Here is a 21,243-nt window from a genome sequence, read left to right on the forward strand (position 1 = left end):
ATTTCCCCTTTTAGCTAACTTCAGTATGCGTTTTTGTAAAACTGACCTGGTTTGTCAAAAGGGTACAGTAACACTTTTGCCCTTGTTTTAATAATCCATCGACTTTTCTCCGGTGTACAGACTTCTATATTCTTTTCTTTTAAATCATATCGTACCTTCTTTATCAACTGCCAAACCAGTTGTATAATTTATATAAGCTGTCGTAACTTCCTCTGGAGTACCAATCATTTTAATTTCCCCATATTCCAGCCAAATACACTTATTACAAAACTCTAAGGCAGAGGACATACTATGCGTGACATAAACGAGAATTTTGACACGGTCTACAAGTTCATTTAATCTAGATTGCGCCTTTTTCAAAAATTTAGCATCACCTGCAGCTATAACTTCATCCAGAAGTAAAATATCTGGTTCAACTGATGTCGAAACTGAAAATGCCAGTCGAATGAACATACCAGAGGAATAATATTTGACCGGTAAATTCAAATGTTCACCTAATTCGCTAAAATCAGCAATTTCTTGCATTTTCATTGAAAGCTCTTTCGGTGATTGACCAAGCATTAATCCTCTAAGTTTAATATTCTCCCAGCCAGTTGCTTCCATCTCGAACCCTGTGGATAATTCAAATAAACTAGCAACTTTACCTTCAATTCTCATTTCACCACTCTTGGGAGGAAATATGCCGGCTATAACTTTTAAGAACGAACTTTTCCCCGCTCCATTGTGGCCAATTATTGCTAGACGGTCACCATCTGACAAAGATAAATTTATATTTTTTAAAGCATGAATTGTCTTTTTTTTCTCTAATAACTTATTTTTATATTTTTTTGGAATTAATATATCTTTCAAACTGCTTTCCTGCATAATCTGGTACTGCAAATTAACATTGTTCAATTCAATTAAGCTCATATTGTTTCACCTTTCACAATCTAAAAGTGATTTTTCTGCCTATTTTATTAATGAGTATTATAGATACTTGAATTAATAATAACGTAATTATTATGCAAATCATCCAAGTTCTCCAACCGGGGATGTTTTTACCCAATAGGGGCCATCTTATAATTTCCAAAAAGTAATAAAATGGATTTAAAAGATAAACCCATTGGAAGTTTCTTGAATCCATCATTTCAGGTTTATAAATAATTGGGCTTAAGTAAAAAAATCCTTGAAGCACCAGTGATTGTAACGGCTGAAAATCCCTTATATACAAGTTCACTATTGATGAGATCGTAGCCCAAGCCGAACAAAATAACAGCCAAATTATTAGTGCTGGAAAAATATACAGCATATTGAATCCAAAGCTTCCTGGATCTATAAAAATATACAATAAAAAGAATGCCGCTAATGAAATAAGTAAATTTACGAAGTTGACAATACTAGCTCTTAAAGGGAAAATTTCTATAGGTACTTGCGTTTGCTTAATGTATCCCTGTGAACTTAAAAAGGAAAGCGCACCACCTTCAGCACTACTTGTGAAGAAAATCCAAGGTAATAAACCGGAAAATAAGTAAGGAACCAACTCTTTAAGTGGGGTATTAAAAACTACTGAATATACCAAGCCAATAATAAGAACGATACCAAGAGGAGAGAAAAAATTCCAAGCTACTCCGAGTAAAGAATTCCTGTATTTATTTTTTAGATCTTGTCGCGTCAAACTTAACAATATATAGCGGGCCTCATATAAATTTTTAAAATATTTCACCCTATCTCTAACCTCACTGACCTTATAAATAAATTATTTATTATTTTTCCACATTTTCTCTATGATTTTTTTAATTATATAAACTGGTGCCTTGTATCCCATTGATTTGAAAATATTAAAAACCTTACTGAATAAAAGTTTGTTTGATCCTAGATTAAGTTTGATTTCGTTAGGGTTACAATGCTGAGCTCGGAATGTAACAAGATCATTTAACTCACCAATACAGTCACTAGCAATTTTAGAGACTGAAAATTTTTCCTCAAGATGTAATCTTGAATTAATTGCAATTGTTCTCCTTAAAACCGTATTATCAATAAGATATGATAATCCATGAAACCATCCATCCTCTGTATTCTCTACAAGTAACCCGTTTATTTCATTTTTCACAACAAAACGATATGGTTCAACATCAGAATATATCCCTGCTGCTCCAATAGCCCCATATTCTAAATATTTGTTAAAGTATTTAGATGCATGAAAATCACTAGCTGGTAAAATAGCTATTCCAATATCCCAGTGTATATTTTTCATCTCTTGTATATATTCCTCATAATTAGTTTTATAAGGAATGAATTTATAGTTTAATGCTCCTAAATCAGGCTCAGCTCCCATAAATTCAAAAGAAATACCATCTTTATATTTAGCTTTCAAATCATTAAGTGGTCTTTTCAGAAACTTTTCGATATTAGTCTTATGATCAATACCACCGCTGAACCCTATTTTTATACACTCTCTCTCATTCTCTGAATGCTTCTCTATTGCAACTTCTTTAATCAAAAGGGCAGGAGCATCTATAATAACTGCTCTTTTATTTACAAATGATTCATATTTCCTTTTAATATGAATATTATTAGTCAATAAGAAATCTGAATTATTTATAATTGTAATTATATTTTTTCTGACCATTTCAGTATTAAAATAGTCTTTACTAGTAGCATCTAGAGGAATATTCAATAAGTCATCATCCAGATAATATATTACTAATTTACCCAATCTCTTGCATTCCTTGATAATATCAAGTTCATAAGAATCTGCTGAACGGATACTAATTATGATATCAGCCTCCGCCAATATTTCCTTGGTAAGTTGAGCGGTTAAATAAAATTGAAAGTTAATAAACTGTTCATGTTGTAAATAATTCATAATTTCCACTATTCCAACCTTTGCAGATGGAATATCACCTAGACAGAATGCGACAACGTTTGTTAAACGCATTTAAAAGTTCTCCTTAAACAAGGACATTTTAATAATTTCTTTACCATTGATTGAGTATCTTTCAGTTTCCAGGAAACCAGCCTTTTTATAAATTTTATGCGCTGTTACATTGTCTGTGATTACCTCTAAATATATTTCATCTAGCTCTAAAATTTGGAAACCGAATTTACATAAGTTAAGGGTGACAGCTAATCCTAAGCCTTTTCCACGAGTCGAGGGTTCGCCTATCAACAATCTACCAAATTCGGCTTTTTTTTTGTTTTTGTCATTATCAATATCATATAAGCCAAGCATCCCTACTCTTTTACCTGAATCTTCGAGATCTTTAACTATAAACATAATATCATTTGTTTTCTGTAAATAGTTCTCAAACCATCTCTTTTGCTGATCCATATCAATATAATTATTAGTCAGAAAACTGGAGTGATTAAGAGGGGAGTTTCTCCATCCCCTCATCAACTCAATATCTGCTTCTGTCACTGGTGTTAAGATAAACTTATTATTTTTGATTACATAGTCGTGGTGCATTTTTTGCCCCCCATCACATACTTGTAAACTTCACTACGTGTTCGACTACTTTGTCTACATCACTCTTCTGCATTCTAAGATGCATTGGTAACGACAAAATCCGTTCACTAATATAGTGAGAATTTGGACAAGTTCCTTTAGCATGAGAGTACATTCTATATTCTGTGTTGTCTCGGTAATGTACTCCGGGATAAATTTCAGATTCATTTAAAGCAAGGAGGAGTTCATCCCTTTTATCAACTTTAATAACATAAAGATGTCGAGAGGAATCACATCCAGGAGCTACTTTAACTGATCTAATATTTTCATGCCCTTCGAACCCTTGATCATACCAGAGAGCCAGTTGTTTACGATAAGCATTATCTTGATCCAGATACTTAAGTTGCACAAGACCAATTCCGGCCATAATGGAATTTCCATGGTACTTGTAACCGACATGTTCAACGTCATACTTCCATTTATAAGCCCCTTTATCCGTAGATCTGGCATAAGTATCTTTGTTAATACCCAGCCAAGTCAATTTACGACATAAATCATCGTTATCTTTATCCTTGAAACAAATCATACCAGAGTCTGCTGTAGGGAGATTTTTAACAGCTTGGAAAGAATACACTACTACGTCTGCTTCTCCACCTGGGATCTTTCCGTTTAGTCTGGTACCTGCCATATGAGCTGCATCTAAAATAAGTGCCAGATCATATTTTTTACAAAGTTCAACAATTTCAAGATATCTCCCGGTATTTCCACCAATACCTACAAATAATATCGCTTTAGTCTTATCCGTGATTTTAGCTTCCACATCTCTAGGATCAAGACACATATATTCATCTACATCAGCAAATACTGGTTTTAAATCCTCATACAGAATAGCATGGTTAGTGGATACAAAAGTTAGTGGTGTTGTGATAACCTCAGCATCATCTCCCCATTCCTTCTGCATCTTCAGAATCTTAAATGCTAAACCGAGTCCTACAGTCGCAGAATTCAAAAAATGGGCATTCTCCAGTCCAGTGTACTCTTTCCACTTTTCTTCGAGTTGCACGGTTTTAAAACCTAAACCTGTCCAGCCTTTTTCTAGACACTCACGAATCTCCTCTAAACATTCTTCAACTCTAAATGTAGGCATAAATAATTGAATAGACATACTATATAATCTCTCCTTGTTGTTATTCGATAAAAAAGCTATGAAGCGCTTCACTGAAGTGTCTCAACTGTCGTTTATTGCGAATAAAGTTTGAATTGTCCAAGGCAGAGTATTTTGGCCGCCTAGCTCTTGTCGGGTATTTCTCTGATGACACTGGACATATTTCACTGTGCTTGAACTGTTTAACTTCAGCTATCAACTTGGCAAATTCGTACCACGAGGTAATTCCCGTATTAGTAATATGATACGTTCCGTATGGACATCCAATAAGCTCGAGTAGTGACTCCGATAAATCTACCGTATAAGTTGGCGAGCCCCATTGATCATCTACTACATTCAAGATTTTTGCGTCCCCTAAAATATTCTTTACGATTGTATCAGGGAAACATTTTCCTCCCTTTCCAAACAACCAAGAAGTTCTAACAATATAATAATTTTCATAATTAGACTTGAGAATATCTTCAGCTAGCATTTTAGATCTACCATATACATTAATTGGTTTACGATCATCATTTTCTCTATACGGGATGTTACTATGGCCATCGAAAACATAATCTGTACTTATAAAGACAATGATTGGTTGTAGTTCTCTTACGCTCTCTATAAGATTATACATACTGAGACTATTTACATTATAGGCTTGTAAAGGATCGTCTTCGACCTGATCAACATTTGTAATTCCAGCTGAATGAATGACTACTTCCGGTTTATATTTTTCTATAGCTGCCTTAAGGGAACTAAGATCAGTTATATCACACTCTTGTTTTGGTGTTCTTACTACTTGGTGTCCCTCTAATTTAAATTGACGGTAAATTTCTTGTCCGAGCAATCCGAATCCACCTAGTATTAACACTCTCAAGTTCTCACTCCCTTTCAAGACTTTCTAACTCAAAGGTTTCCAATTTGCATCTTTGTCCGAAAGAGAAGGTTGAACTAATCCGTCTAAAGGCCATTGAATTCCTAATTTTGGATCATTCCAGAGAAGCCCTGACTCATGCCCTGGATCGTAAAAGTGTGTGCATTTGTATGAAAACACAGCAACATCAGAAAGCACAAGAAAGCCGTGTGCAAAGCCTTCGGGAATAAAAAACTGTTTACGATTGGTGCCCGAAAGGTTGATACCGTGCCATTTTAGAAATGTTGGGGAGCCCTTTCGAAGATCAACTGCTACATCATATACTTCTCCCTCAAGAACCCGAACCAGTTTCCCTTGTGGATTCCTGGTCTGGTAGTGCATTCCCCTCAAGACACCTTTTTTAGACATAGACTGGTTGTCTTGAACAAAGGATACGCTGATCCCGTTTTTCTTAAACTCCTCTTCATGATATGTTTCCATAAAATAACCTCGTTCATCACCAAACAACTTAGGTTCAACTATAACTAAGCCCTCAATATCGATTTGAGTAAACTTAAAGTTCCCCATTCTCTACCTCCTCAAATTAGCTAAGATTATAAATATCCATTAAATACTGGCCATATTGAGTCTTTAACAAAGGTTGAGCAAGTTGGACGAGATCATCCTTGGAGATATAACCCATTCGAAAAGCAATCTCCTCAATACATGAAATGTATAGACCTTGCCTTTTTTGGATTGCTTCCACAAAGTTACTTGCTTCAAGCAATGATTCATGTGTTCCGGTATCAAGCCAAGCCATTCCCCTGCCCATCAGCTCAACTTTAAGTTGTTCCCTGTATTTATATTCTTCTATTACGGAAGTTATCTCTAATTCCCCCCTCGCTGAAGGAATTACTTTGGAGGCTATGTTCGCTACATCTCCATCAAAGAAATATAAACCCGGCACTGCATAATTTGATTTTGGAACAGCTGGTTTCTCTTCTATGGAAACTACATTATTGTTCTCATCAAACTCTACAACCCCATATGCTGTTGGGTCTTTTACATTACAGCCGAAAATCAGTGCTCCTTCTTTTAATTCAGCAGCTCTATGTAAGGTTTGACTAAACCTTTGACCGTAAAAAATGTTATCACCAAGTACCATCGCTACGGGTTCATTATTAATAAAATTCTCACCAATAATAAAAGCCTCAGCTAAACCTCTAGGTTCATTTTGGATTTGATATTTAAAGTCCATCCCAAGTTGACTACCGTCCCCAAGCAATTGAGTAAAGAAAGGAAGATCTCTAGGTGTTGATATGATTAGAATTTCTCTTATTCCTGCCAACATTAGGACGGATAAAGGATAATAAATCATGGGCTTATCATAAATAGGAAGCATCTGTTTTGAAACAGCCCTAGTTAGTGGATAAAGTCTAGTTCCAGATCCTCCAGCCAAAATAATACCTTTCATTTTTACACACCCTTAAAACTAGAATAGTAATTCAACTTTTATGTTGAGAAATTCTCTTGTATATCTCTTATCAGTATACTTATGCTAAAATATTGTCGTATCTACAAGAAAAGGAGAATGAAACCTTGTCGAATCCAGTATACGGGAAACAAATGAAAACGTCGAGTAAAGCTACGGCCAATTCGGCATCGATGCTCCTGTGGTCATTGTCCATAGGGCTTATCTTATTTTTACTCTGGTCCTCTTTCCAAGTTGCGTTATTTAATGGGCAATTGCTCCAATACGAGGGCCCCATTTATTGGGCAGTTGTAATTTCAACCCTACTATTCGTTATTTGGGCAGCTGCCTCTTTCAAGTACATGAAACTAGAAACACAACAAGATTGGCTCAAAATCGCGGTGATATTACTGCCACTCACCTACATCTTGTCACTCATCAGTGCAGCATCTGAATATTTGGCAGTCAACATGATCCTCATCCAATGCATGTATGCCATGATCTTTGTAATGGCTATGTATCTGCTCAAAAACAACAAAATCAATCATATTATACAATCTTCCTTAATAGGGATTGCATATGTAATTGTCGGATTTGGGTTGTTAAACTGGCTGGGGGCCTTTAGTTTCGCAGGCAAGCTTGTCGGGTGGTTCTCGGCCGGCGTCGTGAATGGAGTCTATAACCAAGCCATATGGAACGATTCAAACGGTCCACGGCTTGCATCGGTGTTTCAGTATCCCAATACATACGCCGCTTTCCTGATGGCATTTCTGTTTATTACCATTTTTAGTATGACCCGTTCCAAAAAAGGGTACATGCAGCTTCTACATGGTTTCATGCTTGTGCCGATCATCCTGTCCCTACTGTTGACGCTCTCCCGGACGGGGCTTGTCATGCTTCCGATTGTGTTTATTATTCTTTTGCTCCTGTTGAAACCTGCAAAGCAAATTTTGTGGTTTATCAATTGTGGAGTAGCAGGAATCGGTACACTTATCGTTTTATATCCGATAAATACAGCTGGACTAGAAGTACAAAAGCAATACTCTGGCTCACTCGCAGCCAAGGGTTGGATTTATCTGATTGTTTCATCCATAGTTATGGCGTTGTTATGTTGGGTTATCCAGCGCTGGATTGCACCTCGCCTCGAGGGCAGACTTCAATCCTGGTCAGATCGGAAAGGGTCCAGTTTATGGATTCCACTAGGCTCCGTCGTTCTCACCGTCATTGTTGCCGTGCTTCTGCTCGGTACCAGCGTTCGCAACATTTTGCCAGACAGCATTAGTACGCGACTTGAAAATATCAATTTCCAACAGCACAGTGTACTCGAGCGGATTACGTTTTATAAAGATGCCACGAAACTATTCGCAGACTACCCGATCATTGGTGCGGGTGGTGGAGCATGGACCACCTTGTATGAGAAGTATCAGAACAATCCTTATGTCAGTGCCCAAGCACACAACTTCTTCATGCAGTACCTCGTTGAGGTTGGAATCGTTGGATTTATTATCTTTATGACATTCATACTCTTTGTTTTCTATCAATATGTACGTAGCTATGTAAAAAGGAGTGAGGAAGAACGCGAATCTCATTTTGTGTACTTCATCCTGTCCATGTCTATCCTGGTACTGAGTGTCCTTGATTTCAATATGAGTTATGTCTTTATTGGAATGCTTGTTTTCCTTGGTCTCGGGGGAATGGCTGCTGCGATAGATCCTAAGCCGCTGCGTCGATTAAAGCTCAGTGAATCCACAGCACGTGGAATCTACAGCGCGATTGCCGGAGTAGCTGTAATTCTCCTACTCATTATATCTGTTCGCTTCCTGCAAGCTAACCATTATGCTTTCGAAGCAAAAGAAGTAGCTCAAGTTAGCCAGGACTTCCAGGAGATCAAAGCTCCACTCGATAAAGATCTTTCGATTCGCAGCACACATACAGATTCGTTGCTGATGCTTTCTTCCCTTTATCAACAGGGCTATCAACAGACACAAGATGACCAGTTCTATACGGTTTCTGTAGAGTTGCTTCAACGTGGTCTTGAAGCAGAACCATTTAATAAGGGCATCGTTAAGCAACTCATGAGCTTATACGAATTGAAGGATGAATCAGACCAAGCCTATGCTCTCCAAAAAGAGTATGCTGCCAACTACATCTGGGATATGGATTGGTACGAGACGCTTATCAGCCGCTCGTTCGATCTCGGATATCAGGCACTTGGACAAGGCGATACAGCTAAGAAGGAATCCTACTTCACTTCGGGTTTGGATGCTTACCAACATGTTGTTGATGGCGTAGAGCATCTGAAGACTCTCCCTGAAGGACAGCTTCAAGGAGAGCCATTTGAGCTCACTCCAACAATGATTCTGAATACAGGGAAAATGAAATACATGCTAAATGATTCCGTCGGAGCTGTAACTATTCTTAAGGGTGGAATTGCTGAGGATCTGTCCGATGCGACCAACCGTGAAATTGCTCGTTGGTACCTTGCCGCTCTGACGAAAGAGGGACAACAGGATCAAGCGGTGTATGATAAATTGATCGCTGTTGCACCTAATGAATCTGACGAGATTAAACAGATTGCTGAACTGAACTTCTAACAAAAAAAGTGTTCTAATGATTCTATTAATAATATTTCACACTAAAAAAGGTTTGCCCTAGATGGGCAAACCTTTTTTTCTCTAATCCTTTTGAAGCACGCTAATTCGACGACACGATCTTCTTCAAGTAATCAAGTAAATCATCCCTAAGATCCGGGCGCTGAAGAGCATAATGAATCGTGGTTTCAATAAAACCAAGTTTCTCCCCAACATCATGACGCAGGCCGTCGAAGTGATAGGCGAGAATCTGTCGTTGGTCATTCAGACGGGACAAGGCATCGGTTAACTGGATTTCGCCGCCCACGCCCGCAGACTGCTGGCCAAGGATATCGAAGATGTCCGGCGTCAGAATATAACGTCCCATAATCGCCAGATTGGAAGGTGATTCTTCCGTCTTCGGTTTCTCGATCAGACGACGTGCGCGGAATACACGATTGTCAGTCGGAGAGAGCAGCTCCCCGTCCACAATTCCGTAACGTGAGACCTCGCTCCAATCGACTGGCTGTACCCCTACAATCGGAGATTGCAATTCATCATAGACTTCGATCATTTGCTGAAGACAAGGATGATTGGACTCTACGATGTCATCCCCCAGTAGCACGGCAAATGGTTCGTTTCCGATAAACTTGCGGGCACACCAGATGGCGTGTCCAAGACCCTTCGGCTCCTTTTGACGGATATAATGGATGTCTGCCATCTCGGAGGGCTTGCGGACTTCGTTCAGCAGATCCCATTTCTGTTTCCCGGCCAGATTCTGCTCCAGCTCGAATGAGTAGTCAAAGTGATCCTCGATGGCCCGTTTACCTTTACCTGTTACGATAATAATATCCTCAATGCCTGAAGCCACGGCTTCTTCAATAATGTATTGAATCGTTGGTTTATCGACGATGGGCAGCATTTCCTTGGGCATCGCCTTCGTGGCAGGCAGAAACCGGGTACCCAGCCCGGCCGCCGGAATAATTGCTTTGCGAATACGCACGCTAAATCCGCTCCTTCTGATGGCGAAATAATTATATATGAAATGAAAAGAGTGCTCATTGGCCAGACTTCATTATACCATCAACAGCTCCCGGATATCCTGCTCGGATAACGTGGTCGATCCCCCGTCTCCGGGTTCAATGACTTCGGCAATCAGATCCTTTTTGCGCTGCTGTAACTCCAGAATCTTTTCTTCAATTGTACCTTCCGTAACGAGGCGGATAACCTGTACGACTTGTTTCTGCCCCATGCGATGGGCGCGCCCGATGGCCTGTTCTTCCACGGCGGGATTCCACCATAAATCATATAAAATAACCGTGTCGGCACCCGTTAAGTTCAATCCGGTACCGCCAGCCTTCAACGAGATCAGAAACAGTTCCGCTTCACCCTCGTTGAACCTGCGGCACATATCTACCCGACTCTGTGCAGGTGTCTGACCATCCAGGTAGAACAAATCCCTCCCCTGTGCAGCGAGCGTCTGTCGAATCAGATTCAGCATGCTTGCGAACTGGGAGAAGATGAGAATCCGCTTGCCAGCAGCCAGACAGTCCTGGACCGTCTCCAGCAGCTGTTCCATTTTCCCAGAATCCCCTTGATAACCCTCCACAAAGAGAGCGGGATGACAGCACAACTGGCGCAGGCGTGTAATGCCAGCAAGTATTTTGATACGGTTCTTCTGAAAACCGTTCTCTTCCATATCCCTGGATGTCTCATCCTGAAGCTGGGACAGGTAAGCGGCATACAGTTTTTTCTGTTCCTGCTTCAGCTCAGAGCGCTGTACGGTTTCAATGCGATCCGGCAGTTCCTCCAGCACATCTTTCTTCAGACGGCGGAGAATAAACGGACGAACCATTCGCGCGATCCGCTCAGGCGACAGGTCCCGGAATCTGCGATAGCTTGGGAATAGGCCCGGGAAAACCGCTTCAAAGATCGACCATAGCTCATCTAATGAATTCTCTACGGGTGTCCCTGTTAGAGCAAAGCGACGTGGTGCCTGAATCTGTTTAACCGCCTGAGCCGTCTGGGAAGAAGAATTCTTGATCGCCTGGGCTTCATCCAAAATAAGCGTATGAAACGTTCTTCCGAGATATGTGTCCAGATCACGCCGCAATAGCGGGTAGGAAGTCACAATAACATCTGCATCATCCATGCCTGAGAGCATACTGGCTCGTTCGTCTTTCTGCCCCGCTGCAATCAGAACTCGCAAATGCGGCGCAAATCGGGCAAATTCATTCGCCCAGTTGTACGTTAACGAAGCTGGTGCAACGACGAGTACCGGAGGATGAGCAGCCATACCCTCATCAGATGCATTGTCTATCAGAAGGCCCGTAATGGGGTCGATACCTGTAGTGGTCTTGGCCACATCACTAGATAAACCATGTCCATCGACAGTGTAGCTAGCATCATCCATACTGCTAATGTGCTGTTTCGGCTTTTCTTTCAGTTCCGCCGCGATATAGGCGATACTTTGCAGCGTTTTACCAAGTCCCATATCATCCGCCAGGATACCGCCAAATCGGTAAAATGCGAGTGTACGCAGCCACTGGTATCCACTGGCCTGATAATCACGCAGCACAGGAGCAAGCGCATCCGGCAATGAAAAATCCATCCGCTCGGGGTCACGAAGATCATCCAGGAAACGTTTCAGGGAACCGCCCCACTTCACATGTCCCGAAACCTCATCCCGGCCTGGAAGCTGCAGCGCTCGAACGGCCGGCATCCGAATATGACTGCCATTGATATCCCCCGACGCAAGTCCAAGCGAATCGGCCATGTGTGCGAAGCTGTCCGCTCCTTCATTTTCGAGAGAGACAAACACACCGCTGCGCAAGCGGAAATATGGTTTCTTTTCCACAATGCTGCGCATAATCTCTTGAAGCTCCTGCTCGTCTACACCTTCCATCTCGAATGAGATCTCCAGCCAATCCAAGCCTTTGCCCAGATCTGCCCGAACCTTCGGCGGTGTCGGATAGGATTGTACCATGGCCTTCACCGCATTCGGGATATAGATATCTACCTGCTTCTCAAGCTCCGGCAGCAGATGATACATCACATCGTATACCGCATCTTCTCGTTCACTTGCCCATACACTGCCCTCCCGTTCCAGGAAAGAGCGGTCTAGTCGGTCGATCAGGTTACGCTCCGCATGACGGTCACGGACCAAAATCACCTTTTTTTCTTCCTCATCGATCAAATATTCGGCCAGCGGATTAATCACCATTACACCATAATCAAACTCCAGACGCGCAGTAATCCGTTCCCGGTAGAAATCGATATACAATTTGGGCGCAAGCTCCGGCTCTGCAATTCGTTCTCTCACCTGGGAGTCGATGGACAGATGTCCAAGTGTACGCAGTTCAGGCACGACATGCTGCACAAATTCATCTACCTGTTGAGCAGAAATATCGATACTTTCCTTAATTCCATAAGAAGTGAGCGCTCTGCTCAAATCCTCCAGACTTCGCATCTGCATCGGCTCCAACATATGCAATTGCCCTTCCACCACGGCAGCATCATAGGCTGGCAGAAGAATCAACTCACGCAATCCGGAGATTTCAAGCTGATATCCTTCATTAGCCCCCTGCGCAATACGATAAAATAAAGGCAGTGCCCCCTCACCCAAAGTGAGCGGACCATTCGCTAACCCTGTTCCCTCCATACGGCTATCTGCCTGAAGCAGCAAATCCAGCAGAGGCTTCCAGACGAGCGGAGCAATCAATATATCTCTTCCGTCTGAAGCACCCAAGTAACCCGAGATGGATTCGCGGTATGCTTCCTCACTCTGCCTCATCCGAATAAGCATAGACAGGATCGCTTGATCCTGGGGCCTAAAATAATGAATTGAAGGGTCGTAGAAAAACAGCTTGGTAAACGACATGGGCTCACCATTCTCAATGCAGTTCAGGAATTGCTTCACTTTCTGAACGACATACAGGCGTTTATTGCCTACCTTCAGTTCGAGCGCTAGTTTGGCTCCGCCTTTGTGAACCTGCACAAGCTTGCATATAAATTGGAGCTGTAGCTCCTCCCGCAATGAAGACCGGGTTACAGGCGCAGTGTATTTACGATCATTTGCATGCAAAGGGCTGCGTTCTTTGGCAAACATCGAAAGAATCTGATCGGCTGTTCGGTACGAAGGTTTATCTGCTGACCTGCCCCATCCTGGGGCCGAGCTTGGACGACCCGCTTGAGCGAAATGTCCGGACGGACGATCCAAATCTGAATGGTCATCAAGCTTGGAGTCGGAAGGCAATGGCTCGGCTGCAAAGGACTGTGCGGATGAAGGTGAATGAGACCCGACATTCATTACTGAGTCGGTATTTGAAATGGAGCTTGGACGCTCCCACTCCTTCTCCTCCACCAGCGTTCCTACTCTGGAAGTGGAGCCACGATCAGGTTTAGACACCAGCTTCGAGGATGTTTGAGAGCCCGTGTCACGCTGTTCTCCCCATTCGTAAATCGCCAGCAATACGGCAGCCACATGTTTGCAATAGTCATAATATCTCCCATCGCCCGGACAACTGCATCCGGCAACAACCTCACCTGCATCATCCAGATCAACCCTTACTTGGTATCGTTCTGTACCTCGAACCACAGCTTCGTAATGACGTTCATCCTGACTGGCGACCAGGTTGGTCACCCTGCCAGATTGGTTATACGCTTCCCCCCGTTTGAATGCCGTGACCCCGCACAGCAATTTGATATCCATCATCGTGAATGGCGCCACGGTTCTTCGCCTCCTCTATCTTACTGACAAACAAAATACCACATACGAATCTATGTAAGTTGAACTAAAGATTTTACACAATCCACTCCGATAACAGAACAACCTTCCAATCGCTGTTATCCCCAGATTTTTTGATTCCCTTTTTTAAAGGGGAACATCCGGGGATAAAGGCGACCGCTCCGCTTTTTCAGGTTTTTTCTGTTCTCTCCGTTCACGTGTAAATGAATAGTTCAACTTATATAGTATCGATATTGTTCATGTCTCTTTTATAGAAAAAACCCCAAGAGCTCCGTAAAGCAGAGATTGGGGTTGCAGTATTGTTCAACTTCATAATGGTTCTATTTATTTCCGTACCGATCTATTATTTCACCAGTTGACCACGCGTTACGCCAAGCTGGTTCGTTGCTTTCAGTGTTTTCCATACTTGTGTACCACTGATCTCGCCGCGCAGAGCACGATTGTACAGATCGATAACCTCACGCACCTGCTCTGGAGTTTCCTCCAGGAATTCAACACGGTAACGGGATACACCCAGATCCATAAAGTTGGTCAGGTATTCGGCACCGGATTGCTCCACCGCATTATACACGGTATTACGGCAGCCTTCGTCCACACGTACCGGGTGGGACATGCCAATCCGGTCTTGCAGGGAAGCCCGGTGATCTTCACATGGACGTCCACAGTTCGTAAAGTCCGTTCCTTCACTCATAAACGTACAGTACACACAATGCTCGGTATGGAACATCGGCAAATGCTGATGAATAACGACTTCCGTCTGACTTGTACGGGAATGTCCCAGAAAATCAACCATTTGCTGAATGTTCAGGTCATAAGAAGGTGTAATCCAGTCACAACCTGCTTCCAGAAACAATTCCACTGCTTTGTGATTGGCAATGTTGAGCGAGAAGTCACCGATCAATTCCGGGTGCTTCGCATCCGGGTTCTCCATCCGATGGCGCAAGTAGAAGTACAATGCACCCGTATTACGTACGAGCACAGCATCCGGCTGCAAACGCAGGATGTTGTTGTGGTACCCGTTCTCGCCAGGCATATGAATGCGTGGTGTTGCCAACGCAATCTTGCGGCCTGCGGCACGAACGGCTTCCACTGCTGCCGGGAACTGCTTGATAAACTCGAAGTCGGCATAGATCATGCCGACACCTGCTTCCAGCGCTGCCTCCACTTGTGGCAGGCTGCGGCATAGCGCGGTCAGCTCCGCATGACCGCGAGCAACTGGCGCTGCCGGTTTAACCGCATCGCCGTAGACTTCCACCGCCCGTTTCACGTAGACGGGCGGTTTAGGGCGCTCGCCCGCGAGTTGTTCCACCGCCTGACGGCGAATGTTATTCAACTCGCGCATCGGGATGATGACGTCACCGTGCAGGTTGACGTCCAATTCTTCCAGCTGGAACACGGTGCCGCCCAGACGTCCGAATTGCTCTTCGAGCAGTTCGTGTGTCATTGGACGCTTCTGGGCAATATCCAGTTCCATCTCGGAATTCACACGGACCGTCGTGCCCTTCTGCACGTCCGTCCACCATGTGCTAAGAGGCTGACCTGGGCTGCCGATCACTTTTACGTTTACCGGGAAGATGCGATAAGGCTTCTCGGTTTCAAAGCTCTGACGCAGACGTTTGTCCAGCGCCGGATCATTCGTTTTCCATACTTTGTCGCCAACTTTTACTCGGCGCAGGTCCACGTCACTACGGCCTGGTACAACGTCCACGATCCAGCCTTCCTCGGCTTCGCCTTCAAGCTTTACACCTTTGCGACGTACATCGTAGACACGTCCGCCCTCTTCCTTCTTCGTTGGATCCCCGGCATCAAATACGATTCCGTCTCCACGTTTCACGGGTGCATCCAGCTTCAGGACGACACCATCACGCAACACTTGGTCTACACGACCCAGATAGACGCCACGGCTTTTCGGGAACGTACCGTCAACCAGCTGTTTATTGTTCGTTCCATCCAGGAAACCGTGCGTGAATCCACGAGAGAAGCTCTGCTGCAATTCCCGAACTTCTTCCTTACTTGGAGGCGTATTATCTCCATCAAAGTAACGGTCAATCGCTTTGCGGTATTTACTAACCACATTGGCCACGTATTCCGGCGTTTTGAGACGTCCTTCGATTTTAAAAGAAGTTACGCCCGCTTCGATCAGTTCCGGCATCAAGTCAATCGCAGCCAGATCCTTCGGAGACAGCAGATACGCCACATCCCCCATCGGTTTATGCTCACCATCCACCATCAGGTCGTACGGCAGACGACAAGCCTGTGCACATTCCCCACGGTTGGCGGAACGTCCGCCCCACATTTCAGAAGTCAGACATTGCCCGGAATAAGACACACACAATGCACCGTGAACAAATACTTCCATCGGCAACTTCGCCTGTTCTCCGATCTTCTGAATCTGCTTCAGGTTGTTCTCCCGTCCAAGCACGACACGTTCCATATCAAACGGCTTCGTAAACTCCACCGCTTCCGGTGACGTAATCGTCATTTGGGTGGAACCGTGAATCGGGAAATCCGGCGAGATCTCGCGAATCATTTTGACCAGACCCAAATCCTGTACAATCACGGCATCCACACCTGCATCGACACAAGCGTCAATCAGTTCTTTAGCATCCGTCAATTCATTTTCAAAAATCAATATATTAAAGGTCAAAAAACCTTTTACGCCATAACTGTGCAAAAACGCCATAATCTCCGGCAGCTCGTCCATGCGGAAATTGTTCGCCCGTGCCCGTGCATTAAATTTTTCGACTCCGAAGAAAATCGCATCCGCGCCGTTGGCTACCGCCGAACGCATACAATCCCAGTCACCTGCGGGTGCCAGAAGCTCAACGTCTTCTCTTCGTATTGTTGCTGTTTTCATGTGTATCCTCCCCATAACCGGCATAGCCGGATTTCATCCCTGTACCCTGTACGCTAAATCCTGTACCTTAATTCCATACGCCTGCATTGTCACTGTATCGCTATATCTATACATTATGTCTGTATTGCCTGATTCCCAAGCCTACAGTCATTCTTATTTTTCAGAACAGCAGTCATAACTCCTGAACTAGTATAGTGTACCACTTCTGCAACGACTCTTCTACGCTTTCCTGAAAAAACCGTTTATCATTTTCATTTCCATTAAACTTTACACTAGACACCCCGATTGCCCGATTATAAAAATAAAAAAAACGGAAGGTCTTGTGACCCTCCGGCAACATACATCTATTTTATTTCAGCATTTCTCATGATTTGATAAAAGTAAATGAGTTCACGGCTTTTTCCAGCGCTGCTGCCTGCACTTCTGTCTTGTTGGCGTCATTCAGCCCGCTCGTAATGGTATATGTCGTTCCGTTCTGTTCAAACACGATCTGACGTCCGGTATACGGCACACCATTGTCCACTTCATGATAGATGAAGGAAAACGCAGGCACACCCGCAAACGTCAACTCCTCACTGCTAAGCAATTTGAAGTTTTTACGTGTTTTGGTCGCTTCCGCATACGCCTCTCTAAGTTGACTTACGGTCATTTCAATGGATTTGTCCTCACTCGCAGCAATGGAGAATTGACCACCTGTAAAGGTATACAAGACGGGAGAATACTCAAATCGATCATTGTATGGCGTCCAGTAACGCGGAATATCAACACTATAATGATAACGTTTGGACGTTCGTGTCACAGCTTTTGCTTTATCCGTCAAATACGGGTCTTCATCCAGCTGTCCGAAATTATCGGATACGGTATCAAAATCAATCTCGACACTCTTCATGATACTCTTAAACCATTCACGATCCTTCGTTTGCTCCTCAGGGAACGTATACTCTGCATAATAGCGATAGCCGTTTTTTTGCAAAAGAACATCGAACTCCGTCTGCCATCCATCGCCAAAGTTATAACGGAACTCATTCACCTCAGCAGTCTCACCTGACACATCCATCGTATACGAACCGATCGGTTCATAACTTTCCGGCGTGAACGTTTCACGCATCCATTTGTCCAATTGGCCGCTCCACTCTTTGACCGTCGCACCTTTCGGTGCAGATGTAACACGCAGCTGCAGATATGCACCATCTTTGGCTTCGTATATCATCTGTGTGTTGTCCATGGACCAACCTGCTGGAATCTTCAGTTCGATGCCATAATCGTCATTCCAGGTAGAACGCATACCCTCATCCACGGTTGAAAGGTCCTTGATCGTACGATCGGACTGAACATAAGTAGGCTGGAATGAATTGAGCAGTGCTGCACGCTTGCCCAGATCCTTGTAATTAAGAGCTTCATAATCCGCGAGATATACATCATATTGGCGACCACCATGGATATATTGGCGCATTTCCCATAATACCCTGTCCCTATCTTTTACCACAATTCGGGCATAAGGGGTTTTCCCTTTGTCAATCGATTCCCGATCGAGTACCGTATCTCCGCTCTCTTTCGCTTCCTGAACAAGTTGCTGTAACAAATCATCTGAATCCAGATTCACATCCTGGTCACTCACGTACACTTCAAGATAATAACTGCTGTCCTCCGCGCCAAATGTCATCATGCGCTCCTGCTCACCCGTTTGCAAAATCATGAGGTCGGATGGGTAATTAATGGACCAGCCGTAATAACTGTTACCAATTCTCGTTTTGCCTTCATCCAGATTAATGCCGCCCTCGTCTTCATCCGTCGATTCATCCGTTTGCAATAATCGAATGACCATTTCTCCTGAGCTGCTTGGGGCAAGTGTAGCGCCAATCCCTGCGGCTACCGGACGGAGCGGCACCATGAGCACGCCATTCACCATTTTTGGGGCAGCACCCATCTCTTTTTTGACTCCATCCACCCAGGCAATCGAACTGCCTATCGTTAAGGTGACAGTATGCGGACCTTCCTTAACTTTGACCACATCATTCTTCTCCAGTCGGATTTCGCTGCCAAAAGCCTTTTTGAATACACCGACTGGAACCATCGTAACCCCTTTGAATTTATATGGTTTGGCGATTGTCTGCTTGCTGCCGTTGATATAGGCGCTCGTGCTTCCTGCTGTGATTCGCAGCTCACTTGTTGTAAGATCGGATGCCCATGCAGGTATTGCCGCTCCAATGCTCAGCATCCCGGCTAACACACCTGTGCTCAGCACACGTAAAAATGATTTTTTCATTCCGTTTATTCGTCCTCTCTGGATCCGGATTGCTCGCCGGGCTTTATTGATCTTCATCTACAGTGAACTGTTCATCTTCATCGCCTTGGATATCCGCTCGATCAGCAAGGACCACCGTACGAGTGACAATATCGCCGTCCGTTTGCATTAACAGTTTGACCTTCTGTCCTGGCACATACGTTTTGAGCAGCTCATTGATATCCACCACAGAGGACACACGTGTGCCTGCCACACTGTATAACACATCTCCCTCTTTGATTTTGGCCTTCTTCGCTTGAGCCGACAACACGCCCGTAATCGTCAAAGGATCATCTGTAGGCAGGCCCACAATCGCTGACCAGCTCTCTTCCAGTTGCAGTCCAAGGCTTGCACGCTTGATTTTCCCGTATTCAAAGAACTGATTGATAATATATTGAACGGTATCTACTGGAATTGAAAATCCCATGCTCTCGATACCCACTGCTGAAAATTTCATAGAGTTAATACCAACAACTTCACCTTTGAGGTTTACCAGCGGTCCGCCGCTGTTGCCCGGATTAATGGCCGTATCTGTTTGGATCAACCGATAGGTTGCCTCCACTCCCCGATTAAGCCCACTGATTACGCCCACTGTCGCCGAGTTACGCAAAGAGAAGGAGATCGGTGTGCCGATGGCAATGACAGTTTCCCCAACGGTTGTTTGGGAAGCTTTGGCGAAGGTCGCCGGTTTAAGAGATTTGGCATTAATTTTGATTAGAGCGATATCGCTTAACGGGTCACTGTATGTTTTGGTGATTTTATATGTATTGCCATCGGTCGTCACGACCAACGGATCGATTAATCCATCAACCACATGGGCGTTCGTCACAATCCAGCCGTTAGAGCGGATGATCACGCCAGTGCCATGAGCCAGGTTATAGCGGTCCGATGTGACGCCATCCTGTGATTCAGTAGATTTGCCGATGATGCCTACAACAGACGGAGATACTTTTTCAATTACTTTCGGGATTGCTTCACTACCCTTATAATGAAACGTTCCAGATTTGGCGTCATATTGCCCAGTTCCTCCGAGAGCTTTGACTAAATCCTTTGAATTAACATATACTTGTCCATCTACCACTTTGGCTTGCATACTTGATGAAGACTCCGCTGCTCCAGCCGTTGCTGCAACACTGATCGAGAGTACAGCAGCCATCAGTATGGCTACACCCTTTTTCCCCAACACTCTCATTCTCTCACCTAACCCTCTCTATATATCCTCCGTTATGCAACCGAACCATCTGATCCATTACTGAATCTCTTTCTCTATTATCTGCAATACCGGTATCCTCAAATTTAACATACAAATTATTCCTGTACAATCGCTTTAAGACCTAATTTCTATAGAGAAGACCGTATTATCCACACCACTCTGCAAAACACAAAAAAACACCCTCCTTAACTCACTGGAAAGTGTTTGTCTGTACTTCTACTTGCTGTTTTCGAATAAGCTCAGCCTTGTCTCTACGAACCAAACCAACCGGTAATCATGGCATAGTCCGTCAAAAGAAATACAAGCAGACTGACCACTGCAAATCCGATAGCAAACAAATTCTTCTTCGGTGCGCGAAGCAGGCGAACCACTCCGATGAAAATCAGGATCGTAAATAAGATGACAAAAATATCAAACGCATTAAAATTCGAAGTACTCGCCGCGGCAGCTTCTGCAAACAGCATGGATAGACAGACCTCCTCACCATAGTTGAACAGCTAAACGCATACCCTAATATCTTCCTCTATGTTATCTGTACCCTGCTTGTAATGCAAGCCCTATCATCCAGAAAAATGAAAAAAATCCAGTTTGGCAGTAGATTGATGGAATGCTTGCTCTATCGCATATGTAAACACTTTCACCGATGTGATATTTAGATTGGGACAACATCAAAATAT

General features: G+C 43.6%; 15 protein-coding genes. 1 reads left to right on the top strand and 14 read right to left on the bottom strand.

What is annotated here, in order from left to right; all coding sequences use genetic code 11:
• Positions 1-144: 144 nt before the first annotated feature.
• Genes DC345_RS26510 through rfbA form a run of 8 tightly spaced genes read right to left on the bottom strand, consistent with a single transcriptional unit; the run spans position 145 to position 6,898 of the window.
• Positions 145-909 (bottom strand): ABC transporter ATP-binding protein, encoded by a 765-nt coding sequence (locus DC345_RS26510; RefSeq protein ID WP_113055760.1) that lies wholly within the window; start codon positions 907-909, stop codon positions 145-147.
• Between the two features lie 13 nt (positions 910-922).
• Positions 923-1,702 (bottom strand): ABC transporter permease, encoded by a 780-nt coding sequence (locus DC345_RS26515; RefSeq protein WP_181586743.1) that lies wholly within the window; start codon positions 1,700-1,702, stop codon positions 923-925.
• Between the two features lie 33 nt (positions 1,703-1,735).
• On the bottom strand, positions 1,736-2,917 hold the full coding sequence (locus tag DC345_RS26520) for a glycosyltransferase family protein (protein ID WP_113055762.1): 1,182 nt from the start codon (positions 2,915-2,917) through the stop codon (positions 1,736-1,738).
• Entirely contained in the window at positions 2,918-3,445 is a 528-nt protein-coding gene (locus tag DC345_RS26525) for a GNAT family N-acetyltransferase (RefSeq protein ID WP_113055763.1), read from the bottom strand.
• A gap of 13 nt (positions 3,446-3,458) precedes the next feature.
• Positions 3,459-4,589 (bottom strand): DegT/DnrJ/EryC1/StrS family aminotransferase, encoded by a 1,131-nt coding sequence (locus DC345_RS26530; protein WP_113055764.1) that lies wholly within the window; start codon positions 4,587-4,589, stop codon positions 3,459-3,461.
• 22 nt (positions 4,590-4,611) lie between these two features.
• The gene (gene rfbD / locus DC345_RS26535) at positions 4,612-5,442 is read right to left on the bottom strand and encodes a dTDP-4-dehydrorhamnose reductase (RefSeq protein ID WP_258530817.1); all 831 of its coding nucleotides are present in this window, start codon (positions 5,440-5,442) and stop codon (positions 4,612-4,614) included.
• Between the two features lie 30 nt (positions 5,443-5,472).
• Positions 5,473-6,012 (bottom strand): dTDP-4-dehydrorhamnose 3,5-epimerase, encoded by a 540-nt coding sequence (rfbC, locus tag DC345_RS26540; RefSeq protein ID WP_113055766.1) that lies wholly within the window; start codon positions 6,010-6,012, stop codon positions 5,473-5,475.
• Positions 6,013-6,028: 16 nt separating this feature from the next.
• Positions 6,029-6,898 carry a glucose-1-phosphate thymidylyltransferase RfbA gene (rfbA, locus tag DC345_RS26545; RefSeq protein ID WP_113055767.1) on the bottom strand — a complete coding sequence of 290 codons (870 nt, stop codon included), beginning with the start codon at positions 6,896-6,898 and terminating at the stop codon, positions 6,029-6,031.
• A gap of 125 nt (positions 6,899-7,023) precedes the next feature.
• On the opposite strand from rfbA, the gene DC345_RS26550 reads away from it, so the two are divergent.
• Positions 7,024-9,489 carry an O-antigen ligase family protein gene (locus DC345_RS26550; protein WP_113055768.1) on the top strand — a complete coding sequence of 822 codons (2,466 nt, stop codon included), beginning with the start codon at positions 7,024-7,026 and terminating at the stop codon, positions 9,487-9,489.
• Between the two features lie 100 nt (positions 9,490-9,589).
• Here the strand turns inward: DC345_RS26550 and galU are convergent, their stop codons facing one another.
• The 6 genes from galU to DC345_RS26580 all read right to left on the bottom strand — a co-directional run bounded on the left by galU (position 9,590) and on the right by DC345_RS26580 (position 21,030).
• Complete coding sequence (galU, locus tag DC345_RS26555) at positions 9,590-10,468, bottom strand: UTP--glucose-1-phosphate uridylyltransferase GalU (protein WP_113055769.1); 879 nt, start codon at positions 10,466-10,468, stop codon at positions 9,590-9,592.
• 72 nt (positions 10,469-10,540) lie between these two features.
• Positions 10,541-14,194 (bottom strand): DEAD/DEAH box helicase, encoded by a 3,654-nt coding sequence (locus DC345_RS26560; protein WP_113055770.1) that lies wholly within the window; start codon positions 14,192-14,194, stop codon positions 10,541-10,543.
• Between the two features lie 361 nt (positions 14,195-14,555).
• Complete coding sequence (locus DC345_RS26565) at positions 14,556-17,069, bottom strand: U32 family peptidase (RefSeq protein WP_113055771.1); 2,514 nt, start codon at positions 17,067-17,069, stop codon at positions 14,556-14,558.
• A gap of 364 nt (positions 17,070-17,433) precedes the next feature.
• Positions 17,434-19,335 (bottom strand): stalk domain-containing protein, encoded by a 1,902-nt coding sequence (locus DC345_RS26570; RefSeq protein WP_258530813.1) that lies wholly within the window; start codon positions 19,333-19,335, stop codon positions 17,434-17,436.
• A gap of 43 nt (positions 19,336-19,378) precedes the next feature.
• Positions 19,379-20,545 carry a S1C family serine protease gene (locus DC345_RS26575; protein ID WP_258530815.1) on the bottom strand — a complete coding sequence of 389 codons (1,167 nt, stop codon included), beginning with the start codon at positions 20,543-20,545 and terminating at the stop codon, positions 19,379-19,381.
• Positions 20,546-20,817: 272 nt separating this feature from the next.
• Positions 20,818-21,030, bottom strand: a complete 213-nt coding sequence (locus DC345_RS26580) for a hypothetical protein (RefSeq protein WP_076287653.1) — start codon at positions 21,028-21,030, stop codon at positions 20,818-20,820.
• Positions 21,031-21,243 lie beyond the last annotated feature (213 nt).

It is taken from the genome of Paenibacillus taichungensis (assembly GCF_003287275.1).
Classification (GTDB): Bacteria; Bacillota; Bacilli; order Paenibacillales; family Paenibacillaceae; genus Paenibacillus; species Paenibacillus taichungensis_A.